Source organism: Streptomyces sp. NBC_00029, assembly GCF_045160505.1.
In the GTDB taxonomy this organism is placed as follows: domain Bacteria; phylum Actinomycetota; class Actinomycetes; order Streptomycetales; family Streptomycetaceae; genus Streptomyces.
Window position 1 is genome coordinate 5,180,001 of the sequence record NZ_CP108292.1, and the last position, 19,441, is coordinate 5,199,441.

Sequence of the window (19,441 nt, forward strand, 5' to 3'; positions counted from 1 at the left end):
TGATCGGTCTGCCGGCCGGTCGGCGAGTCAGAAACCGTTGATGTAGTCGAAGGACATGCGAAAGGTCCGGCGTAGAGGGTAAGACCCCCGTAGACGAAACATCAGCGGCTTGCTTAAGAATCTCCCAAGTAGCACGGGGCCCGAGAAATCCCGTGTGAATCTGGCGGGACCACCCGCTAAGCCTAAATATTCCCTGGTGACCGATAGCGGATAGTACCGTGAGGGAATGGTGAAAAGTACCGCGGGAGCGGAGTGAAATAGTACCTGAAACCGTGTGCCTACAAGCCGTGGGAGCGTCGCCGTTGTTCTTCGGAACAACGGTCGTGACTGCGTGCCTTTTGAAGAATGAGCCTGCGAGTTAGCGGTGTGTAGCGAGGTTAACCCGTGTGGGGAAGCCGTAGCGAAAGCGAGTCCGAATAGGGCGATTGAGTTGCACGCTCTAGACCCGAAGCGGAGTGATCTAGCCATGGGCAGGTTGAAGCGGAGGTAAGACTTCGTGGAGGACCGAACCCACCAGGGTTGAAAACCTGGGGGATGACCTGTGGTTAGGGGTGAAAGGCCAATCAAACTCCGTGATAGCTGGTTCTCCCCGAAATGCATTTAGGTGCAGCGTCGTGTGTTTCTTGCCGGAGGTAGAGCACTGGATAGGCGATGGGCCCTACCGGGTTACTGACCTTAGCCAAACTCCGAATGCCGGTAAGTGAGAGCACGGCAGTGAGACTGTGGGGGATAAGCTCCATGGTCGAGAGGGAAACAGCCCAGAGCATCGACTAAGGCCCCTAAGCGTACGCTAAGTGGGAAAGGATGTGGAGTCGCAGAGACAACCAGGAGGTTGGCTTAGAAGCAGCCACCCTTGAAAGAGTGCGTAATAGCTCACTGGTCAAGTGATTCCGCGCCGACAATGTAGCGGGGCTCAAGCGTACCGCCGAAGTCGTGTCATTGCAGCAATAGGGCCAACGCCCGCTGTGATGGGTAGGGGAGCGTCGTGTGCCGGGTGAAGCAGCAGCGGAAGCTAGTTGTGGACGGTTCACGAGTGAGAATGCAGGCATGAGTAGCGATACACACGTGAGAAACGTGTGCGCCGATTGACTAAGGGTTCCTGGGTCAAGCTGATCTGCCCAGGGTAAGTCGGGACCTAAGGCGAGGCCGACAGGCGTAGTCGATGGACAACCGGTTGATATTCCGGTACCCGCTTTGAAACGCCCAATATCGAATCCTCTAATGCTAAAGCCGTGAAGCCGTTCCGGACCCTTCGGGGAAAGGAAAGTGGTGGAGCCGCTGACCCAAGGTGGTAGTAGGTAAGCGATGGGGTGACGCAGGAAGGTAGTCCAGCCCGGGCGGTGGTAGTCCCGGGGTAAGGGTGTAGGCCGAGGGGTAGGCAAATCCGTCCCTCATTAAGGCTGAGACCTGATGCCGAGCCGATTGTGGTGAAGTGGATGATCCTATGCTGTCGAGAAAAGCCTCTAGCGAGTTTCATGGCGGCCCGTACCCTAAACCGACTCAGGTGGTCAGGTAGAGAATACCGAGGCGTTCGGGTGAACTATGGTTAAGGAACTCGGCAAAATGCCCCCGTAACTTCGGGAGAAGGGGGGCCATCACTGGTGATCGGACTTGCTCCGTGAGCTGGGGGTGGCCGCAGAGACCAGCGAGAAGCGACTGTTTACTAAAAACACAGGTCCGTGCGAAGCCGTAAGGCGATGTATACGGACTGACGCCTGCCCGGTGCTGGAACGTTAAGGGGACCGGTTAGTGGCCTTTCGGGGTTGCGAAGCTGAGAACTTAAGCGCCAGTAAACGGCGGTGGTAACTATAACCATCCTAAGGTAGCGAAATTCCTTGTCGGGTAAGTTCCGACCTGCACGAATGGCGTAACGACTTCTCGACTGTCTCAACCATAGGCCCGGTGAAATTGCACTACGAGTAAAGATGCTCGTTTCGCGCAGCAGGACGGAAAGACCCCGGGACCTTTACTACAGTTTGATATTGGTGTTCGGTTCGGCTTGTGTAGGATAGGTGGGAGACTTTGAAGCAGCCACGCCAGTGGTTGTGGAGTCGCCGTTGAAATACCACTCTGGTCGTGCTGGATGTCTAACCTCGGTCCGTGATCCGGATCAGGGACAGTGTCTGATGGGTAGTTTAACTGGGGCGGTTGCCTCCCAAAGGGTAACGGAGGCGCCCAAAGGTTCCCTCAGCCTGGTTGGCAATCAGGTGTTGAGTGTAAGTGCACAAGGGAGCTTGACTGTGAGACCGACGGGTCGAGCAGGGACGAAAGTCGGGACTAGTGATCCGGCGGTGGCTTGTGGAAGCGCCGTCGCTCAACGGATAAAAGGTACCCCGGGGATAACAGGCTGATCTTCCCCAAGAGTCCATATCGACGGGATGGTTTGGCACCTCGATGTCGGCTCGTCGCATCCTGGGGCTGGAGTCGGTCCCAAGGGTTGGGCTGTTCGCCCATTAAAGCGGTACGCGAGCTGGGTTTAGAACGTCGTGAGACAGTTCGGTCCCTATCCGCTGTGCGCGTAGGAATATTGAGAAGGGCTGTCCCTAGTACGAGAGGACCGGGACGGACGAACCTCTGGTGTGCCAGTTGTCCTGCCAAGGGCATGGCTGGTTGGCTACGTTCGGGAGGGATAACCGCTGAAAGCATCTAAGCGGGAAGCCTGCTTCAAGATGAGTATTCCCACCTCCTTGAGAGGGTAAGGCTCCCAGTAGACGACTGGGTTGATAGGCCAGATGTGGAAGCCCGGTAACGGGTGAAGCTGACTGGTACTAATAGGCCGAGGGCTTGTCCTCAGTTGCTCGCGTCCACTGTGTTAGTTCTGAAATAACGAACAGCTGTGAAAACACCAGCGTTCAAATTTCATAGTGTTTCGGTGGTCATAGCGTTAGGGAAACGCCCGGTTTACATTCCGAACCCGGAAGCTAAGCCTTTCAGCGCCGATGGTACTGCAGGGGGGACCCTGTGGGAGAGTAGGACGCCGCCGAACAATCATTGTGGGAAAGCCCCGCACCTTATGGTGCGGGGCTTTTCTGCGTTTACGGCCCGATCGTGCCGGCCCGCGCCGCAGGGCTGTCGTCCGAATGGCCGCAGCAGGCCGGTGATGCGTCGTCCGCGGCCCGGCGGAGCGGGCCTTGCGTCCCTTTAGTTCGTACTGTGGGGGTATGGGCTACGACCTCGTCATCTTCGACAACGACGGCGTGCTGGTGGACAGCGAGCCGCTCGCCAACAGCACCCTCGCCGGGTATCTGACCGAGCTGGGGCACCCGACCACCTACGAGGAGTCGGTCCGCGACTACATGGGGTCCGCCGTGCACCGCGTGCACGACCTCGTCCAGGAGCGGACCGGGGAGCGGCTGCCGGCCGACTTCGACGAGACGCTGCACGCGCGGACCGTCGCCGCGTTCGAGCAGGAGCTGAAGCCCGTACCCGGCGTGGAGGAGGTGCTGGGGGCGCTGACCGCGCAAGGGGTCGCCTACTGCCTGGCCTCCTCCGGGACGCACGAGCGGATCCGGGTCGGACATCGGGTGGCCGGGCTCGACGGGTGGTTCGAGGAAGAGTGGATCTTCAGCGCGCAGGACGTCGGCCAGGGCAAGCCCTCTCCCGACCTGTACCTGCACGCGGCGCGGCAGATGGGCGTGGAGCCCGCCCGTTGCGTGGTCATCGAGGACAGTCCGCTCGGTATCCAGGCCGCCGTCGCCGCGGGCATGGACGTGTACGCGTTCACGGCGATGCTGCCCGCCGACCGGCTCCCCGGGGCCACCGGGCACTTCGGTGACATGAAGCAGCTCAACGGACTGCTCGGGCTGGAGGCCGGACTGGGTATGTGATCTCTCTACCCACGGGTAGCCCGTGGCCCTACGCTGACCCGCCATGACGGATGATGTGCGGCTTCGGCGTGGCCGGGGCGCTCTGGGGTTCAGTTTCTTCGTGCAAGGCGTTGCCTTCGCGCTGCTCGTGACGCGGATCCCGGCCATCCAGGACCGGTACGGGATATCCGACGGCCTGCTGCCCGCCTTCCTCGCGGCCGTGCCGGTCCTCGCGGGGGCGTCGAGCGTGGCCACCGAGCACCTGGTGAAGCGGGTCGCGCCCAGCGTCGTACTGCGGTGGGCGCAGCCGCTGGTGCTGTTGTCCCTGCTGGGTGTCGGCGCCGGCGGCCGGATGTGGCACGTGGCCCTCGCCCTGGGGGTGTTCGGGCTGTCGGTGGGTGCGCTGGACGCCTCGATGAACATGCTCGGGGTGAGCCTGCAGCGGGCGTACGGGCGCAGCATCATGCTGGGCTTCCACGCCGCGTACAGCTTCGGCGGGATCCTGGGGGCGTCGGCCGCGTGGGCGGGGGCGCACTGGAAGCTGGACCTGTTCGTCAGCTATCTGCCGGCCGTGGTCGTGCTGTTGCCGCTCGCGCTGCTGGGGAGCCGGCGCTACGTCGACGCGCCGGAGACGGTCACGGTGACGGGTCCGGGCGCGGGGGCGGCCGCGGAGAAGGCCGCCGGGAAGGGACTGGGCAGCGGCGGGTTCAAGCTGCTGCTGCCGCTGTGCCTGGTGATGGCGTGCGCGTACATCGGTGACTCGACGGTGGCGAACTGGAGTGCCAAGTACCTCCAGGACGTGCTCGGGAGCTCGGAGCAGATGGCGACCGTCCCCTACAACGTCTACATGGTGACCACGCTCGTCGGGCGGGCCGTCGGGGACCTGGGTGTGCGGCGCTTCGGGGCGGTGGCCGTGGTGCGGGGCGGGACGCTGGTGGCGGCCGGCGGGTTCGCGGTGGTGGCCGTGGCGCCGGGGGCGTGGGTGGGGATGCTCGGATTCACGCTGCTGGGGATCGGGCTGTGCGTGATCGTGCCGCAGACCTTCGCGGCCGCCGGGAGGCTGTTCCCCGGGGCGTCCGACACGGCTGTCGCCCGGCTCAACATCTTCAACTACGTCGGCTTCCTGATCGGGTCGCCGCTCGTCGGGGCGCTCGGCGATGCCTGGAGCTACCGGGGCGCGATGCTGGTGCCGATGCTGCTGGTCCTGGTGACCTTGTTCCATGCCCGTTCGTTCGGCTCGGAGGGCGCCCGATACGGTGTCCGCCATGAGCGGCGAGCCGGTGACCGGGCTGTTGATGTGGGACGAGGCGGTAACGAGGTATGACTTCGGACCGAGCCATCCGATGGACCCGGTGCGCCTGGCGCTGACCATGGGCCTGGTGCGCGCCTTCGGGCTGGACCGGGCGATGGAGGTGCGGGCGGCCCCCGTGGCCGGGGACTCGACGCTGCGGCTGGTCCACCGGCAGGACTACGTCGACGCGGTGCGCGAGGTGTCCGCCGACCCGGGCGCCGCGGACGGTTCGTACGGGCTGGGGACCATGGACGATCCGGCCTTCCACGGGATGCACGAGGCGTCCGCTCTGATCGCCGGGCAGTCCGTGGCGGGCGCGGAGGCGCTCTGGAACGGTGAGGCCGAGCACGCCGTGAACTTCGCCGGCGGGCTGCACCACGCCATGCCGGGCGGTGCGGCCGGCTTCTGTGTGTACAACGACGCGTCGCTGGCCGTGGCGCGTCTGCTGGAGCTGGGGGCCGAGCGGGTCGCGTACGTGGATGTGGACGTCCACCACGGGGACGGCGTGCAGGCGGCGTTCTGGGACGACCCGCGGGTGCTGACCATCTCCCTGCACGAGCATCCGCGGACGCTGTTCCCGCAGACGGGCTGGCCCGAGGAGACCGGTGGGCCGGGGGCGGAGGGGTCGGCGGTGAACATCGCGCTGCCCGCCGGGACCGGGGACGAGGGGTGGCTGCGGGCCTTCCACGCGGTCGTGCCGGAGCTGCTGGCGGACTTCCGGCCGCAGGTGCTGGTGACGCAGCACGGGGCCGATACGCACTTCGAGGACCCGCTCGCGCACCTGGCGGTCTCGCTGGACGCCCAGCGGGTCGTCCAGGAGGCGTGTCACCGGCTCGCGCACGAGTACGCGGACGGGAAGTGGCTGGCGCTGGGCGGCGGCGGGTACGCGGTGGTGGACGTCGTGCCGCGGTCGTGGACGCACCTGGTGGGGATCGCTGCGCACCGGCCGGTGGATCCGCAGGCGGCGGTCCCGGCTGCGTGGCGGGACGAGGTGTACGCGCGGACGCGGCAGTTGGCGCCGGCGCGGATGACGGACGGGCGGAGCCCGTCGTGGCCGGACTGGGAGGCGGGCTACGACCCGGCGGACCGGACGGATCAGGCCGTTCTGGCCACCCGTCGGGCGGTGTTCCCGCTGCGCGGCATGCTGGCCTGACCGCTCGGCCGGATCAGATGCATCGTTACGCCAACTGTGGGGCTGTTCGCCGGAATTGATGAACCGCCAGATGGGTTGCGGCAGCATCGGAGGGTGTTGAGCACCGGCGCGCTGCGTGCGCATCTGCTGGCCGCCCGGTTGGCCGGGTCCGTCGCCACCTCCCGGGAGGAGAGCCTGCGCAGTTACCGGCTGTTCGCGGCGCGGGATCCGCGGGTGATGCTGGGGCTGGATCCGGAGTGGGGCTGGGGCGAGGGTGATCTGCTGAGGCTGATGGCGGACAAGTGCGGGGTCTCGGCCGATCCGGCGCACGTCAGTGGGCCGGACGTGATCGACCCGGAGCGGACGGTGGCCGCGCTGGAGGCCTTCGCGGGGCGCCTGTGCGAGGCGGCGAGGGCCCGGTCGCCCGTGTTGTTCGGGACGGGCCATCCACATCGGCTCCTGGGCTTCTACGCCGGTTTGGCCGAGGCGTTGTCGGCGGCGGGATGTGTTGTCCTCACCCCTGCGCAGGGGGTGAGTGTCGACATGACGACGCGGTTCGGCGTACGCACGCACACCATCGAATACGTACGGGGGGTCGCACTGGTGCGGGAACCCGGCGTGCGGTTGCCCGGGAGTGCGACCGGCGTGCACACCCATTCGCCCCTGCCGGTCCGGGTGGCGCTGGGGGCCCTCGCGGAGGCCGGCGGGCCGCTGCCGGAGCTGGTGGTGGGCGACCACGGGTGGGTCTGCGGCGCAGGTCAGCTGGGTGTGGACGCGATCGGGCTGGCGGATACGGACGATCCCGCGCTGTTCGTCGGGGAGGCCGAGGGGCGGGTATCGGTGGCCGTTCCACTGGATGACGCGGTGCGAGCGGACTACTACCGACCGCTTACGAGGTACGTGCTCGGCCGCGCGAGTCTGACGGGGCGGCAGGAGTGGCCGTAGCTCCTCTTCCCCACTCGTATCACGCGCCCCTACTCTGGGGAGTGAGCGTGCGACGACGAGGAGTAACCGGAGGGGAAGCCGGTGCCCGTCATGCGCGGAAGGTCAAGGTGTGTCATGGCTGCTGGCGAGAGGCCTCTCAGTGAGGTTCAGTTCCTGACCGTGGCGGAGGTCGCCTCGGTGATGCGAGTGTCGAAGATGACCGTGTACCGGCTGGTGCACAACGGTCATCTGCCCGCAATCCGGGTGGGCCGGTCCTTCCGGGTCCCCGAGAACGCGGTCCACGAGTACCTCCGAGAGTCCTATGTGGGGGTGGAGTCGGCCTGAGACTGAGGCTCGGGACGCCCCTGGCTACGACGCGGAAGCGCTCGGATTACAAGCTCAGAGCTCGGGCGGGTAGGCTAGGCCGACGTAGGTCGTGTGGGCCCAGACGCCCCGCACCAGTGAAGAGAAGTGAGCGAGGGTAGTCGTGGGCTCTGTTATCAAGAAGCGGCGCAAGCGGATGGCTAAGAAGAAGCACCGCAAGCTGCTCAAGCGCACCCGCGTCCAGCGCCGTAACAAGAAGTAAACGGCAGCTGTACGTGTTCTCCGCAGCCCCTCCACCATTCTGGTGGAGGGGCTGCGGTGCAGCCGGGGGACTTCTTCGAGGGAGGCGCTGAGCTCGTGGGGAAGGTCGTACTCGTCACCGGGGCAGCCCGGCAGTTGGGCGGTCGCTTCGTGCGCCGGATCCAGCGTGACCCGGACGTCGAGCGCGTGATCGCGGTGGACGCGGTGACACCGCCGCACCGGCTGGGATCGGCGGAGTTCGTCCGTACGGACATCAGACAGTCGGCGATTGCCAGAGTGCTGGCCGAGCACGCCGTGGACACGGTGGTGCATCTGGCGGTCACCGGGGGCAGCGCGGGCACGGGCGGCGCGCACAGCACCGTCAAGGAAACGAACGTCATCGGCACCATGCAGCTCCTCGGAGCCTGCCAGAAGTCGCCGACGGTACGGCGGCTCGTGGTGAAGTCGAGCACCAGCGTCTACGGGGGCACGCCCCGGGACCCGGCCGTCTTCACCGAGACCACGGAGCCCAAATCGCTGCCGGCGGGCGGCTTCGCGAAGGACGCCGCCGAGGTCGAGGGGTACGTACGGGGCTTCGCGCGCAGACGGCCGGACGTCGCGGTCTGCGTCCTGCGGTTCGCCAACATCCTGGGGCCCTACGCCGACTCGGCGCTCGCCGAGTACTTCTCGATCCCCGTGATGCCGACCGTGCTGGGGTACGACCCGCGGCTGCAGTTCGTGCACGAGGACGACGTCCTCGAAGTGCTGCGGCTGGCGGCGCAGGAGCCCAGGCGCGGGACGCTGAACAGCGGGACCTTCAACATCGCGGGCGACGGCGTCCTGCTGCTGTCGCAGTGCTCGCGGCGGCTGGGGCGGCCCACGCTGCCGCTGCTGCTGCCCGCGCTCAACTGGGTGGGCTCCGCGCTGCGGGCGGTCGGGGCCACCGACTTCTCGCCGGAGCAGATAAGGCTTCTCACCCATGGCCGGGTCGTGGAGACCACGCAGATGCGCGAGGTGCTCGGCTTCGAGCCGCTCTACACGACCGCCGAGACGTTCGCGGACTTCGCGCGGAGCCGGGGGAGCGGGCTGCTGCCTCCGGAGCGGGTCGGACGGGCCGTGGACCGGGTGGCGGCCATGCTGAATGCAGACGGGCTCGACGGGCTCAAGGACGACGCCTACGCGGCTGAAGGAGCGAAGCGATAGTGGCGGACGCCAAGGTCATTCCGTTCGGCGAGGACCGGCCGCGGCGGCGGATCCCCCGCCGGGTGCGCGCGGTGCCCGCTGCCGAGCCGGTGGTGGAGGAGCGGGCCGCTCCCGAGCCCGCCCCCGCGCCCGCTCCGGACGCGGCGCCCGGCGACGGCTGGGACCGGCGGATCGCCGGCGGACTGGCGTTCCTGCGGCGGCGGATCACCGGCGACTACGAGGTCGACGACTTCGGCTACGACAAGGAACTGACGGACCAGGTCCTGATGTCCCTGATGCGGCCGCTGTACGACAAGTACTTCCGGGTCGAGGTCAAGGGGATCGAGAACATCCCGGCGGAGGGCGGCGCGCTGATCGTGGCGAACCACTCCGGGACGCTGCCGCTGGACGGGCTGATGCTCCAGGTCGCCGTGCACGACCGCCACCCGGCGGAGCGGCACCTGCGGCTGCTGGCGGCGGACCTGGTCTTCATGCTGCCGGTGGTCAACGAGCTGGCCCGCAAGGCGGGGCACACCCTGGCGTGCGCGGAGGACGCGCAGCGGCTGCTGGAGGCCGGGGAGCTGGTCGGTGTGATGCCGGAGGGCTTCAAGGGGATAGGGAAGCCGTTCGGGGACCGGTACAAGCTGCAGCGGTTCGGTCGGGGCGGGTTCGTGTCGACGGCGCTGCGGGCGGGGACGCCGATCGTGCCGTGCTCGATCGTGGGGGCGGAGGAGATCTACCCCATGGTCGGCAACGCGAAGACGCTGGCGCGGCTGCTGGGGGTCCCGTACTTCCCGATCACGCCGACGTTCCCGTGGCTGGGGCCGCTGGGTGCGGTGCCGTTGCCGACGAAGTGGACGATCCAGTTCGGTGAGCCCATCCCGACGGACGGGTATGCCGCGGAGGCGGCGGAGGACCCGATGCTGATGTTCAACCTGACGGACCAGGTGCGGGAGCAGATCCAGCACACGCTCTACAAGCTGCTGGTGCAGCGGCGGTCGGTGTTCTTCTGACGGGCCGTCGAAGCGGAAAGGGCGGGGCCGCCGCGGCGGCCCCGCCCTTTTCCTACTCTGCGTCCTCCGCGCCCAGGCCCAGGCCCGGGAGGAGCCCCGGGAGCAGGGGCGGGATGGTGATGTCCGGCTTGGGGTCCTCCGGCGTGCCCGAGGTGGGCGGCCCCGACTGACCCGCGGGCGGGTTGAGCAGGTCGCCCGTACCGCCCAGGAGGCCGCCGGCGGGGGGCCGGCTGCTGCCCGAGGGGGACGGCGCCGTGGGGCTGCCGGAAGGCGTGCCCGCGGCGGGGGTGGACTGCTGTGTGCCGCTGGGCGTTCCCGGCTTGGCGGACGAGCCGGGGGTGCTGCCGGTGCCGCGGGGCTGCTCCGGTGGCTTGGGGAGCAGGCTCTGGAGCGGCGCCACGTCATCGTCTATGGCCTGGAAGACCGACTCCACCTCACCGCCCACGTCCGTGAGCTGTGCCGGGAGCTTCTCGCGGAGCTTGCCCCACGCGTCGCGGTGGGAGCGGGAGAACGACGACAGCTTCTGGATCGGGCCGAGCGAGCCGTCCCGTTCGTACGCGGCCTGGAGGAGGCGGTGGCCTGCCTCCGCGTCGTGCTTCACGCCCGCCAGTGCCCGGCGGATCGCGCCCAGGGACTCGTGGTCCAGGTCGCCCAGCCGGCCCCGTTCCATCAGCCTGCGGGCTTCCGACAGACGGTTGGAGGCCTGGTCGAGATAGAGCTCGCCCCGGTCCGCGTCGTCGTCGGCCATCCCCAGCTTCAGGTCCTCCATGCCCCGCTTCACGGGGTAGAGGTGGTCACCGGGCAGGGCGTCGGAACTGGCAGCGGCCACTCCGCTGAAGGCCCCTGCGGCCACACCCACGGTGAGGCCGCCCGCTGCGATGCCCTTGGACCAGCGGGAGCGGGGCCGCAATTTCCGGAGCGGGGTCGCCCGGTGGGCGCCGCGGCCGGTCCGCTGTTCGGGCACCAGAGGGTCCGAGGCGGCACTGCCCCCCGCCCTCTCCTCCAGCACCATGGTCTCCATGGCGGCAATGAGCTGGGCTCGTTGCACCACTTTGACCTCGGGGTCCAGCACTGGGCGCGGCATTCTTTCGCCGAGCACGCTCGCCAGGGCCAACAACCGGTCGTGGTCGGCAGGTTCGGCAGGCGCCTCGGACTGCTCGGCCGCCGAGTCCGGTTCCGAAGGGTCGGACTGGGTCCGATCCTCCAGGGCCTGGGCGAAGGCGTTCGCCCGCCGGTGCGGGGTCACGTTCGCGATCACTGGCGGCACCTCCTCTCGTCATGACGATCGACTCCCCAAGGTGTCCGGAAGGTTGCCTTCCTTGAGCACATCCACACTTTCGGGTGAGCGGCTTTCGGCAAAGCGTGTCCACAGGGAGCCTGCATTCCGCACAACGAGCGTCGCGGCACTTGGGTTACGGACGAAGGATGATCTGACCACAGCGTCATCGAGGGGTCACCGAATGTGAGGTTGTCTGGTGTCGGAGGGTCAGCGGGCGTCTTCGGGGAGGAGGCGGGCCAGTGTGCGGACCGCCCGGTACTGGAGGGTCTTGATGGCGCCCTCGTTCTTCCCCATCACCCGGGCCGTCTCGGCGACCGAGAGGCCCTGCAGGAAGCGCAGGGTCACGCACTCCTGCTGCTGCGGATTGAGCTTGCGCACGGCCTCCAGCAGGGCCGCGTTGGAGAGGGACTCCAGGACGGAGTCCTCGGGGCTGCGCTCGACCTCGTTCGCGTCGAGCATCTCGCCGGTGGTGACCTCCAGCCGGAAGCGGCTGGACTTGAAGTGGTCCGCCACCAGGTTGCGGGCGATCGTCACCAGCCAGGCGCCGAAGTCGCGCCCCTGCCAGGTGAAGGTGGAGATCCGGCGCAGGGCGCGCAGGAAGGTCTCGCTGGTGAGGTCCTCCGCGGTCGCCTTGCCGCCGACGCGGTAGTAGATGTACCGGTAGACCGTGTCGCTGTACTGGTCGTAGAGGCGGCCGAAGGCGTCGGCCTCGCCCGCCTGTGCACGTTCGACCAGATCCATCATGCGGGCCTGGTCGCTGTCCGCCGTGGGGCGGCGGTGCGTGGCCTGGGTCCCGGTGCCGGCGGCGTTCGAGCCACCGGCGGCGCGACCTCGTCTGCCCACCGTCGCGCCGCCGTCGGTCAGGGCATAGCAAGGACCGGCCGGGCCGAGGCCGGCAGGGACTGCGGCGGCGAAGGCGGGGGCGGCGTACGCGGCGGTGGGGACGAAGCCGCGCAGGTGGTCGAGGACCGTTGCGCGCAGCTGAGCCAGGCCCGAGGCGTCAACCCCGACAGGTGGGTACACGGGACTCCCAGAGGCAGAGCTTCCATCACGTGCAGTGCGGAACCGTTCACCCGTCGTGGCGACAGATGGCCGGTGGCATGCGTTTGAGGAGAATAACGCTTCGTACAGGCAGTGCTACACCCAGTTGCCCAAATCACCGGTTCCGACACTTCCGTTGCGTGTCGAGGGCATATTCAGTCGCAGATGGTGATCGATTCTTGATCGCTTGGATACGCGGAATGGACGCTTCCAAGGGGGCTCGCGACCGAGTCGGGCATGCCGGAGTGCCGCGCCGGGGGCGCGGGTAGGGGTGAGGGAATGCCGGTGGCCGGGATCCGGCCTGGGTGGGCCCGGGGCGTACGGGCCCCGGGCCTGGTGTTGTTACTTCCTGCGGCGGTGCAGGGCGATGGCGGCGGCGGCGCCGCCCGCGATCGCGCCGACTCCGGCGGCCGCCGGGACGCCGACCTTCACGGCCTTCCGGCCGGTCCGATAGTCGCGCAGCCGCCAGTCGTTGGTCCGGGCATGCTTGCGCAGTTTTGTGTCGGGATTGATCGCGTACGGATGTCCGACCAGTGACAGCATCGGGATGTCGTTGTGCGAATCGCTGTACGCGGCGCAGCGTTCGAGATCGAGTCCTTCCGCGGCCGCCAGGGCGCGGACCGCCTCCGCCTTCGCGGGGCCGTGCAGCGGCTCGCCGACCAGGCGGCCGGTGTAGACCCCGTCGACGGACTCGGCGACGGTGCCCAGGGCCCCGGTCAGGCCGAGGCGGCGGGCGATGATCGTGGCCGTTTCCACGGGGGCGGCCGTCACCAGCCACACCTTCTGGCCGGCGTCGAGGTGGGCCTGGGCCAGGGCGCGGGTGCCCGGCCAGATCCGCTCGGCCATGTACTCGTCGTAGATCTCCTCGCCGATCGACATCAGCTCGGAGACCTTGTGGCCCTTGACGATGGACAGGGCGCTGTCGCGGGCGTCCTGCATGTGCTCGGGGTCCTCGACCCCGGCGAGCCGGAACCAGGCCTGCTGCCAGGCGAAGCGGGCGAGCTCGCGGCGCCGGAAGAACTCGCGCTTGTAGAGGCCGCGGCCGAAGTGGAAGATCGCGGCGCCCTGCATGACGGTGTTGTCGAGGTCGAAGAAGGCGGCGGCGAGATCGTCGCCGGCGACCGGGAAGACGGGCTCCTCCGGGGGAGCCTCCGGGCCCTCCTCGATGCGGGCCGAGGGTTCCGTTTCGGGCTCGGTGAGCGGTGGGGCCTCGGCCAGAGCGGTCTTGCGGGCGGCCTCGGCCGAGGCCTCGCCCGCCAGCACGCTGCGTGCGGTGGCGGAGCGCCGACGAGGGGGGAGCCATCCGAGAGCGGCCATGACGCGAGCATAGCCACTGTGTTCGGGAGTTCCCGAACCGATGGGATGCGGAGGCGTGAACTCTTCGGGGCGCTGCTGTTACGCGAGGGCGCGGGAGAATGGCGGCATGAGCCCTTTGTTGCGCCGCAAGGAGAAGAAGCGTCCCGGGGAGCGGATGGTGACGCTCATCGGGAAGCCGGGGTGCCATCTGTGCGACGAAGCGGAGGAGGTGGTCGCGAAGGTGTGCGCCGAGACCGGTGCACAGTGGGAGAAGAAGGACATCTCCCAGGATGAGGAGCTCTACCGGCTGCACTGGGAGCAGATTCCGGTCGTGCTCGTGGACGGCGAACAGCACACCTTCTGGAGGGTGAACCCCGACCGGCTCCGGCGGGCGTTGGAGGCCTGACCCTCTTCCCGGTTATCATCATGGGCGATTTATGGGGTCTCGGGGGCGTATCTGTGAGGAGTGTGCACGGTTTTGCCCCCTTTGGGATTTGAACGGGTTCGGCGTGCCGTTGGTTCCGGCTTTGCGTGCCGAAACCGCGTGACCCCGGTCACTTTGGTCGGACAAAGCGGACACAATCTTTGTGCACGCGTTCACAAAGGCATAGCCTGCTGTCGACGGGGCGGTCCTGGGACAAGTGGCCGCCTGCAGCCCCGCTCATCCCGCAGGAGCATCGTGGCAACTGGCCGAACTCACCGACCGGCGACCCGCAGCCGAGGTATTCCCGAGGCCACTGTCGCCCGGCTTCCGCTGTACTTGCGTGCCCTCACCGCGCTCTCCGAGCGATCGGTGCCCACGGTGTCCTCCGAGGAGCTCGCGGCCGCCGCCGGAGTCAACTCCGCGAAGCTGCGCAAGGACTTCTCGTACCTGGGTTCCTACGGCACCCGCGGCGTCGGCTACGACGTCGAGTACCTCGTCTACCAGATCTCCCGCGAACTCGGCCTGACCCAGGACTGGCCGGTTGTCATCGTCGGAATCGGTAACCTCGGCGCCGCGCTCGCCAACTACGGCGGTTTCTCCGCGCGCGGGTTCCGCGTGGCCGCGCTGATCGACGCGGACCCGGCGATGGCCGGCAAGCCGGTCGCCGGCATGTCCGTGCAGCACACCGATGATCTGGAGAAGATCATCGAGGAGAACGGCGTCTCGATCGGTGTCATCGCGACGCCCGCCGGAGCGGCCCAGCAGGTCAGCGAGCGGCTGATCGCGGCCGGTGTCACCTCCATCCTGAACTTCGCCCCCACCGTGCTGTCCGTGCCCGAGGGCGTGGACGTGCGCAAGGTCGACCTCTCCATCGAGCTCCAGATCCTCGCCTTCCACGAGCAGCGCAAGGCCGGCGAGGAAGCGGCCGCCGCTGCCGCCGGCGGCTCCTCTGTGGGCGGCGCCGCACCCGCTGCGGCCGTGGTGCCGCCGGCCGGGCGGACCACGGCCGAGCAGCGCAAGGGCGGGCCCGAGGGCGACGTGCCGGCGGTGATGCCGGCATGAGTCTGCTCGTCGTAGGGCTGAGCCACCGCAGCGCACCCGTGAGCGTGCTGGAGCGGGCCTCGCTGTCCGCCGATGCCAAGGTGAAGCTGCTGCACGACACCCTCGCCGCCGAACCGGCGACCGAGGCGACCGTGCTGGCCACCTGCAACCGGATCGAGCTGTACGCGGACGTGGACAAGTTCCACGCCGGCGTCGCCGAGCTGTCCACGCTGCTCGCGCAGCACAGCGGCGTCGCGCTGGAGGAGCTCACCCCCTACCTGTACGTGCACTACGAGGACCGGGCGGTGCACCACCTGTTCTCGGTGGCGTGCGGGCTGGACTCGATGGTCGTCGGCGAGGGGCAGATCCTCGGCCAGATCAAGGACGCGCTGGCGCTGGGGCAGGAGCTCCACACCGCCGGCCGGCTGCTCAACGATCTGTTCCAGCAGGCACTGCGGGTCGGCAAGCGGGCGCACTCCGAGACCGGGATCGACCGGGCCGGTCAGTCGCTGGTGACCTTCGGGCTGGAGCAGCTCGCCGTGCGGACGCCCGTGAACGAGTGGGCCGCGGGCAAGCGGGCGCTGGTCATCGGCGCCGGGTCGATGTCCTCGCTGGCCGCGGCGACGCTGGCGCGGGTCGGGGTCGCCGAGATCGTCGTGGCGAACCGGACCGCCGACCGCGCGGAGCGGCTGGCGGAGATTCTGGTTGCCTCGGGCACCGGGGTCTCGGCCGTGGCCGTGCCGATGGCCCGGGTGGCCGATGAGCTGACACGAGTCGACGTGGTCGTCTCGTGCACCGGTGCGACCGGGCTCGTGCTGACCGCCGACGACGTGCTCGACGCCGTCTCCTGGGGCGCCGGTGGGCTCGCGCCGGCCGAGCAGGGAGAGGCCGGGGCTGCGCCCCAGGCCTCCCAGGGGTTCCGCCCCCGGCCCCCCGCGCCTCAATTGCCGGCGGGGCTGGATTCGGCTGACGCCGCCGGTTCCGTGCAGGTGCCGGCCGGGCTGGACACCGACGTGCTCGCCCGGCTGGTGGCAGCCACCGAGGCCGGCGGCCGACTCGCCGATGCCGGGGCCGCGCGGACGATCAGCGCTCCCGTGGAGGGCGACGGTTGTCCCGTCGGGCCCGACGGGCGGGCCGCGCTGACCGGTGTCGACGCCAACTCCCTCGAACTGCACGGGACCTGGGCCGACCAGGGCGAGGCCGCCGCGCAGCGGCAGCCGCGCCGCAGCACCCGTACGCAGGCCCAGGCGACCACCGTCCGCCTCGCGCTGCTCGACCTGGCCATGCCCAGGGACATCGACGCGGCGGTGCACCGGATCCCGGGCGTACGGCTCGTGGACATCGAATCGCTCGCCGAGGCGTCGGCCGACGCCCCGATGGCGGCCGACGTCGATGCCGTACGCGGGATAGTCGCCCAGGAAGTCGCGGCCTTCGGGGCGGCGCAGCGGGCCGCGCACATCACGCCCACCGTCGTCGCCCTGCGGGCCATGGCGGCCGAGGTCGTGGCCATGGAAGTGGCGCGGCTCGACGGGCGGGTCCCCGACCTCGACGAACGGCAGCGCGCCGAGGTCACCCAGACCGTGCGCCGCGTCGTGGACAAGCTCCTCCACGCGCCGACCGTGCGCGTCAAGCAGCTCGCGAGCGAGCCCGGCGGTGCCGGGTACGCGGAAGCGCTGCGCGAACTCTTCGACCTCGACCCTCAGACGGTTGCTTCCGTCAGCCGGGCGGACGCGGCCGATCCGATGAACGACGACGACCCAGGACGGGCATCATGAACACACGTCCCGACCAGCCGCTGCGGCTCGGTACGCGGCGGAGCAAGCTGGCCATGTCCCAGTCGGGGCACGTCGCCGACGCGGTACGGGCCGTCACCGGCCGGGCCGTCGAGCTCGTGGAGATCACGACCTTCGGTGACGTCTCGCGCGAGCACCTCTCGCAGATCGGCGGGACGGGCGTGTTCGTCACGGCCCTGCGCGACGCGCTGCTGCGCGGCGAGGTCGACTTCGCCGTGCACTCGCTGAAGGACCTGCCGACCGCGCAGCCCGACGACCTCGTGATCGCGGCCATGCCGCGCCGCGAGGACGCGCGGGACGCGCTCGTCGCCCGGGACGGTCTGACCTTCGAGCAGCTGCCCGACGGTGCCCGGATCGGTACCGGGTCGCCGCGGCGCACCGCTCAGCTCAACCACCTGGCCCTGTCGCTCGGCAAGCGGATCGAGACGGTGCCGATCCGCGGCAACGTCGACACCCGGATCGGCTTCGTCCGCGACGGTGAGCTCGATGCCGTCGTCCTGGCGGCCGCCGGGCTGAACCGGATCGGGCGCGGCGTGGAGGCGACCGACCTGCTGTCCGTCGACAGCGTCCTGCCGGCTCCCGGCCAGGGCGCCCTGGCCGTGGAGTGCCTCGCGTCCGACACGGACCTCATCGCCGCGCTCGGTGAACTGGACGACCCGCACACCCGGGCCGCCGTCACCGCCGAGCGTTCCCTGCTCGCCGCCCTGGAGGCAGGCTGCAGCGCACCCGTGGGCGCGTTCGCCGATCTGCTGGCGGACGGGGAGATTGTCAATGAAATGCGCCTGCGCGGCGTCGTCGGAACCCTCGACGGAACCACGCTGGTGCAGCTGTCCACCACCGGTCCCGTGCCCCAGTCGTACGACGAGGCCATGGCGCTCGGCCGCGAACTCGCGGACGAGATGCTGGCCAAGGGCGCGGCCGGTCTGATGGGGGAGCGATCGCTTTGAACCCCTCAATTCCGACCACCTCCGCCTATCCGGCCGTCGCCGCCCACGGGCGCGTCACCTTCCTCGGTGCCGGCCCCGGCGACCCGGGTCTGCTGACGCTGCGCGCCGTCGAGGCGCTCGCGGCCGCGGACGTACTGATCGCAGAGCCCGATGTGCTCGAGGTCGTACGGACGCATGCGCGCGCGAATGTCGACACGCCGCAGCTGACGGTCGCTGACGAAGTGTCAGCAGCCGCCGGGGTCCCGGTGATCCGGGACGCGGCCAATCTTGTCATGGAGGCCGCACGCTCCGGCAGGCGGGTCGTGCGTGCCGTCACGGGCGACCCCGGGCTCGACGGCAACGCCGCCGAGGAGATGCTGGTGTGCGCCACCGCCGGCATCCCCTTCGAGGTGGTGCCCGGTGTCGCGACCGCGGTGGGCGTGCCCGCGTACGCCGGTGTCCCGCTGCGCGACAAGCAGGGCGCGGACGTGCGGTTCGTCGACGCGAGGACCGCATCGGCGCGCTGCTGGAGCGAGGTCGGCGCGAGCGACGGCATCCTCGTCGTCTCCGCGACGCTGGAGACCGTCTCGGCGGCCGCCGCCGAGCTGGTGAGCGCCGGGCGCAAGCCCGACACCCCGCTGACGGTGACCGTCGCCGGCACCACCACGCGCCAGCGGACCTGGTGCGCGACGCTGGGCACGATCGCCCAGGTGTTCAAGCAGGGCAAGGTGCTCCCCTCGCCCGAGGGCGCCCGGCCCGTCATAGCCGTGGTCGGTGAGCACAGTGCCGTCGCGCGCCGCGAGGAGCTCTCCTGGTTCGAGTCGAAGCCGCTCTTCGGCTGGCGGGTCCTCGTACCGCGGACCAAGGAGCAGGCGGCATCGCTCTCCGACCAGCTGCGTTCCTACGGCGCGGTGCCCCACGAGGTGCCGACCATCGCCGTGGAGCCGCCGCGCACCCCGCAGCAGATGGAGCGCGCGGTGAAGGGCCTGGTGACGGGCCGCTACGAGTGGATCGCCTTCACCTCGGTCAACGCCGTCAAGGCCGTCCGCGAGAAGTTCGAGGAGTACGGGCTCGACGCGCGCGCCTTCGCGGGCATCAAGGTCGCCGCGGTGGGCGAGCAGACCGCCGCCGCGCTCGTGGAGTTCGGCGTGAAGCCGGACCTCGTGCCCAGCGGTGAGCAGTCCGCGGCCGGACTGCTGGAGGACTGGCCGCCGTACGACCCGGTCTTCGACCCGATCGACCGCGTGTTCCTGCCGCGGGCGGACATCGCGACCGAGACGCTGGTCGCCGGGCTGATCGAGCTCGGGTGGGAGGTCGACGACGTCACGGCCTACCGGACCGTGCGCGCGTCGCCGCCGCCGGCGGACACGCGCGAGGCGATCAAGGGCGGCGGTTTCGACGCCGTTCTCTTCACGTCCTCGTCGACCGTCCGCAACCTGGTCGGGATCGCCGGGAAGCCGCACAACGTGACCGTCATCGCCTGTATCGGGCCGGCGACGGCCAAGACGGCGGAGGAGCACGGGCTGCGCGTGGACGTGCTGTCCCCGGAGCCGTCGGTGTCGAAGCTGGCGGAGGCCCTCGCCGAGTACGGTGCGGCGCGCCGCGAGGCGGCGAAGGAGGCCGGCGAGACGGTGTTCCGGCCGAGCGAGCGCCGGCCGGGGGCGCGTCGTCGTCGTACGACGTGAGCGGCTTAGGCCGGCTCGACCGGTCGCAGAGGGGCCCGGGTGCG

The 19,441-nt window shown here is 69.2% G+C and carries 16 protein-coding genes and 2 rRNA genes (1 of these 18 running past the window's edge); 15 read left to right on the plus strand and 3 right to left on the minus strand.

The features are described from left to right. The 10 genes from OG753_RS24240 to OG753_RS24285 all read left to right on the plus strand — a co-directional run. Positions 1-2,792: ribosomal RNA gene (locus OG753_RS24240) — 23S ribosomal RNA — on the plus strand (it extends 331 nt beyond the left edge of the window). Between the two features lie 76 nt (positions 2,793-2,868). After that, positions 2,869-2,986 (plus strand): 5S ribosomal RNA (gene rrf / locus OG753_RS24245). A gap of 175 nt (positions 2,987-3,161) precedes the next feature. Further along, a complete protein-coding gene (locus OG753_RS24250; protein ID WP_327263800.1) occupies positions 3,162-3,827 on the plus strand; it encodes an HAD family hydrolase in 666 nt (221 codons plus the stop codon). Between the two features lie 43 nt (positions 3,828-3,870). After that, positions 3,871-5,130 (plus strand): MFS transporter, encoded by a 1,260-nt coding sequence (locus OG753_RS24255; protein WP_405790112.1) that lies wholly within the window; start codon positions 3,871-3,873, stop codon positions 5,128-5,130. Next, complete coding sequence (locus OG753_RS24260; protein WP_405792782.1) at positions 5,102-6,250, plus strand: acetoin utilization protein AcuC; 1,149 nt, start codon at positions 5,102-5,104, stop codon at positions 6,248-6,250. The genes OG753_RS24255 and OG753_RS24260 overlap by 29 nt, the downstream gene beginning before the upstream one ends. Positions 6,251-6,343: 93 nt before the next feature. Beyond that, a complete protein-coding gene (locus tag OG753_RS24265) occupies positions 6,344-7,174 on the plus strand; it encodes a phosphatase (protein WP_327263802.1) in 831 nt (276 codons plus the stop codon). A gap of 114 nt (positions 7,175-7,288) precedes the next feature. Further along, a complete protein-coding gene (locus OG753_RS24270) occupies positions 7,289-7,498 on the plus strand; it encodes a helix-turn-helix domain-containing protein (protein WP_008738568.1) in 210 nt (69 codons plus the stop codon). Positions 7,499-7,640: 142 nt separating this feature from the next. Continuing rightward, positions 7,641-7,739, plus strand: coding sequence for a 30S ribosomal protein bS22 (locus tag OG753_RS24275; protein ID WP_003948845.1), 99 nt, complete (start codon positions 7,641-7,643; stop codon positions 7,737-7,739). Positions 7,740-7,834: 95 nt separating this feature from the next. Continuing rightward, positions 7,835-8,920 carry an NAD-dependent epimerase/dehydratase family protein gene (locus tag OG753_RS24280; RefSeq protein ID WP_327263803.1) on the plus strand — a complete coding sequence of 362 codons (1,086 nt, stop codon included), beginning with the start codon at positions 7,835-7,837 and terminating at the stop codon, positions 8,918-8,920. Next, positions 8,920-9,912 (plus strand): lysophospholipid acyltransferase family protein, encoded by a 993-nt coding sequence (locus tag OG753_RS24285; RefSeq protein WP_327263804.1) that lies wholly within the window; start codon positions 8,920-8,922, stop codon positions 9,910-9,912. The genes OG753_RS24280 and OG753_RS24285 overlap by 1 nt, the downstream gene beginning before the upstream one ends. 52 nt (positions 9,913-9,964) lie before the next feature. On the opposite strand, the gene OG753_RS24290 is transcribed toward OG753_RS24285, so the two are convergent. From OG753_RS24290 to OG753_RS24300, 3 genes are all read right to left on the minus strand, one after another. After that, positions 9,965-11,170, minus strand: a complete 1,206-nt coding sequence (locus tag OG753_RS24290; protein ID WP_405790115.1) for a DUF5667 domain-containing protein — start codon at positions 11,168-11,170, stop codon at positions 9,965-9,967. Between the two features lie 228 nt (positions 11,171-11,398). Next, complete coding sequence (locus tag OG753_RS24295) at positions 11,399-12,214, minus strand: ECF subfamily RNA polymerase sigma factor, BldN family (RefSeq protein ID WP_327263806.1); 816 nt, start codon at positions 12,212-12,214, stop codon at positions 11,399-11,401. 360 nt (positions 12,215-12,574) lie between these two features. Then, on the minus strand, positions 12,575-13,549 hold the full coding sequence (locus tag OG753_RS24300) for an HAD-IB family hydrolase (RefSeq protein WP_327263807.1): 975 nt from the start codon (positions 13,547-13,549) through the stop codon (positions 12,575-12,577). A gap of 106 nt (positions 13,550-13,655) precedes the next feature. On the opposite strand from OG753_RS24300, the gene OG753_RS24305 reads away from it, so the two are divergent. From OG753_RS24305 to OG753_RS24325, 5 genes are all read left to right on the plus strand, one after another. Then, positions 13,656-13,934, plus strand: coding sequence for a glutaredoxin family protein (locus tag OG753_RS24305; RefSeq protein WP_351302573.1), 279 nt, complete (start codon positions 13,656-13,658; stop codon positions 13,932-13,934). A gap of 273 nt (positions 13,935-14,207) precedes the next feature. Further along, on the plus strand, positions 14,208-15,014 hold the full coding sequence (locus OG753_RS24310) for a redox-sensing transcriptional repressor Rex (protein WP_326588687.1): 807 nt from the start codon (positions 14,208-14,210) through the stop codon (positions 15,012-15,014). Further along, positions 15,011-16,768 (plus strand): glutamyl-tRNA reductase, encoded by a 1,758-nt coding sequence (locus tag OG753_RS24315; protein ID WP_405790118.1) that lies wholly within the window; start codon positions 15,011-15,013, stop codon positions 16,766-16,768. Before OG753_RS24310 ends, OG753_RS24315 begins: the two co-directional genes overlap by 4 nt. Then, a complete protein-coding gene (gene hemC / locus OG753_RS24320) occupies positions 16,765-17,733 on the plus strand; it encodes a hydroxymethylbilane synthase (protein WP_327263810.1) in 969 nt (322 codons plus the stop codon). The genes OG753_RS24315 and hemC overlap by 4 nt, the downstream gene beginning before the upstream one ends. Then, complete coding sequence (locus OG753_RS24325; protein WP_327263811.1) at positions 17,730-19,397, plus strand: bifunctional uroporphyrinogen-III C-methyltransferase/uroporphyrinogen-III synthase; 1,668 nt, start codon at positions 17,730-17,732, stop codon at positions 19,395-19,397. The genes hemC and OG753_RS24325 overlap by 4 nt, the downstream gene beginning before the upstream one ends. Positions 19,398-19,441: the final 44 nt, after the last annotated feature.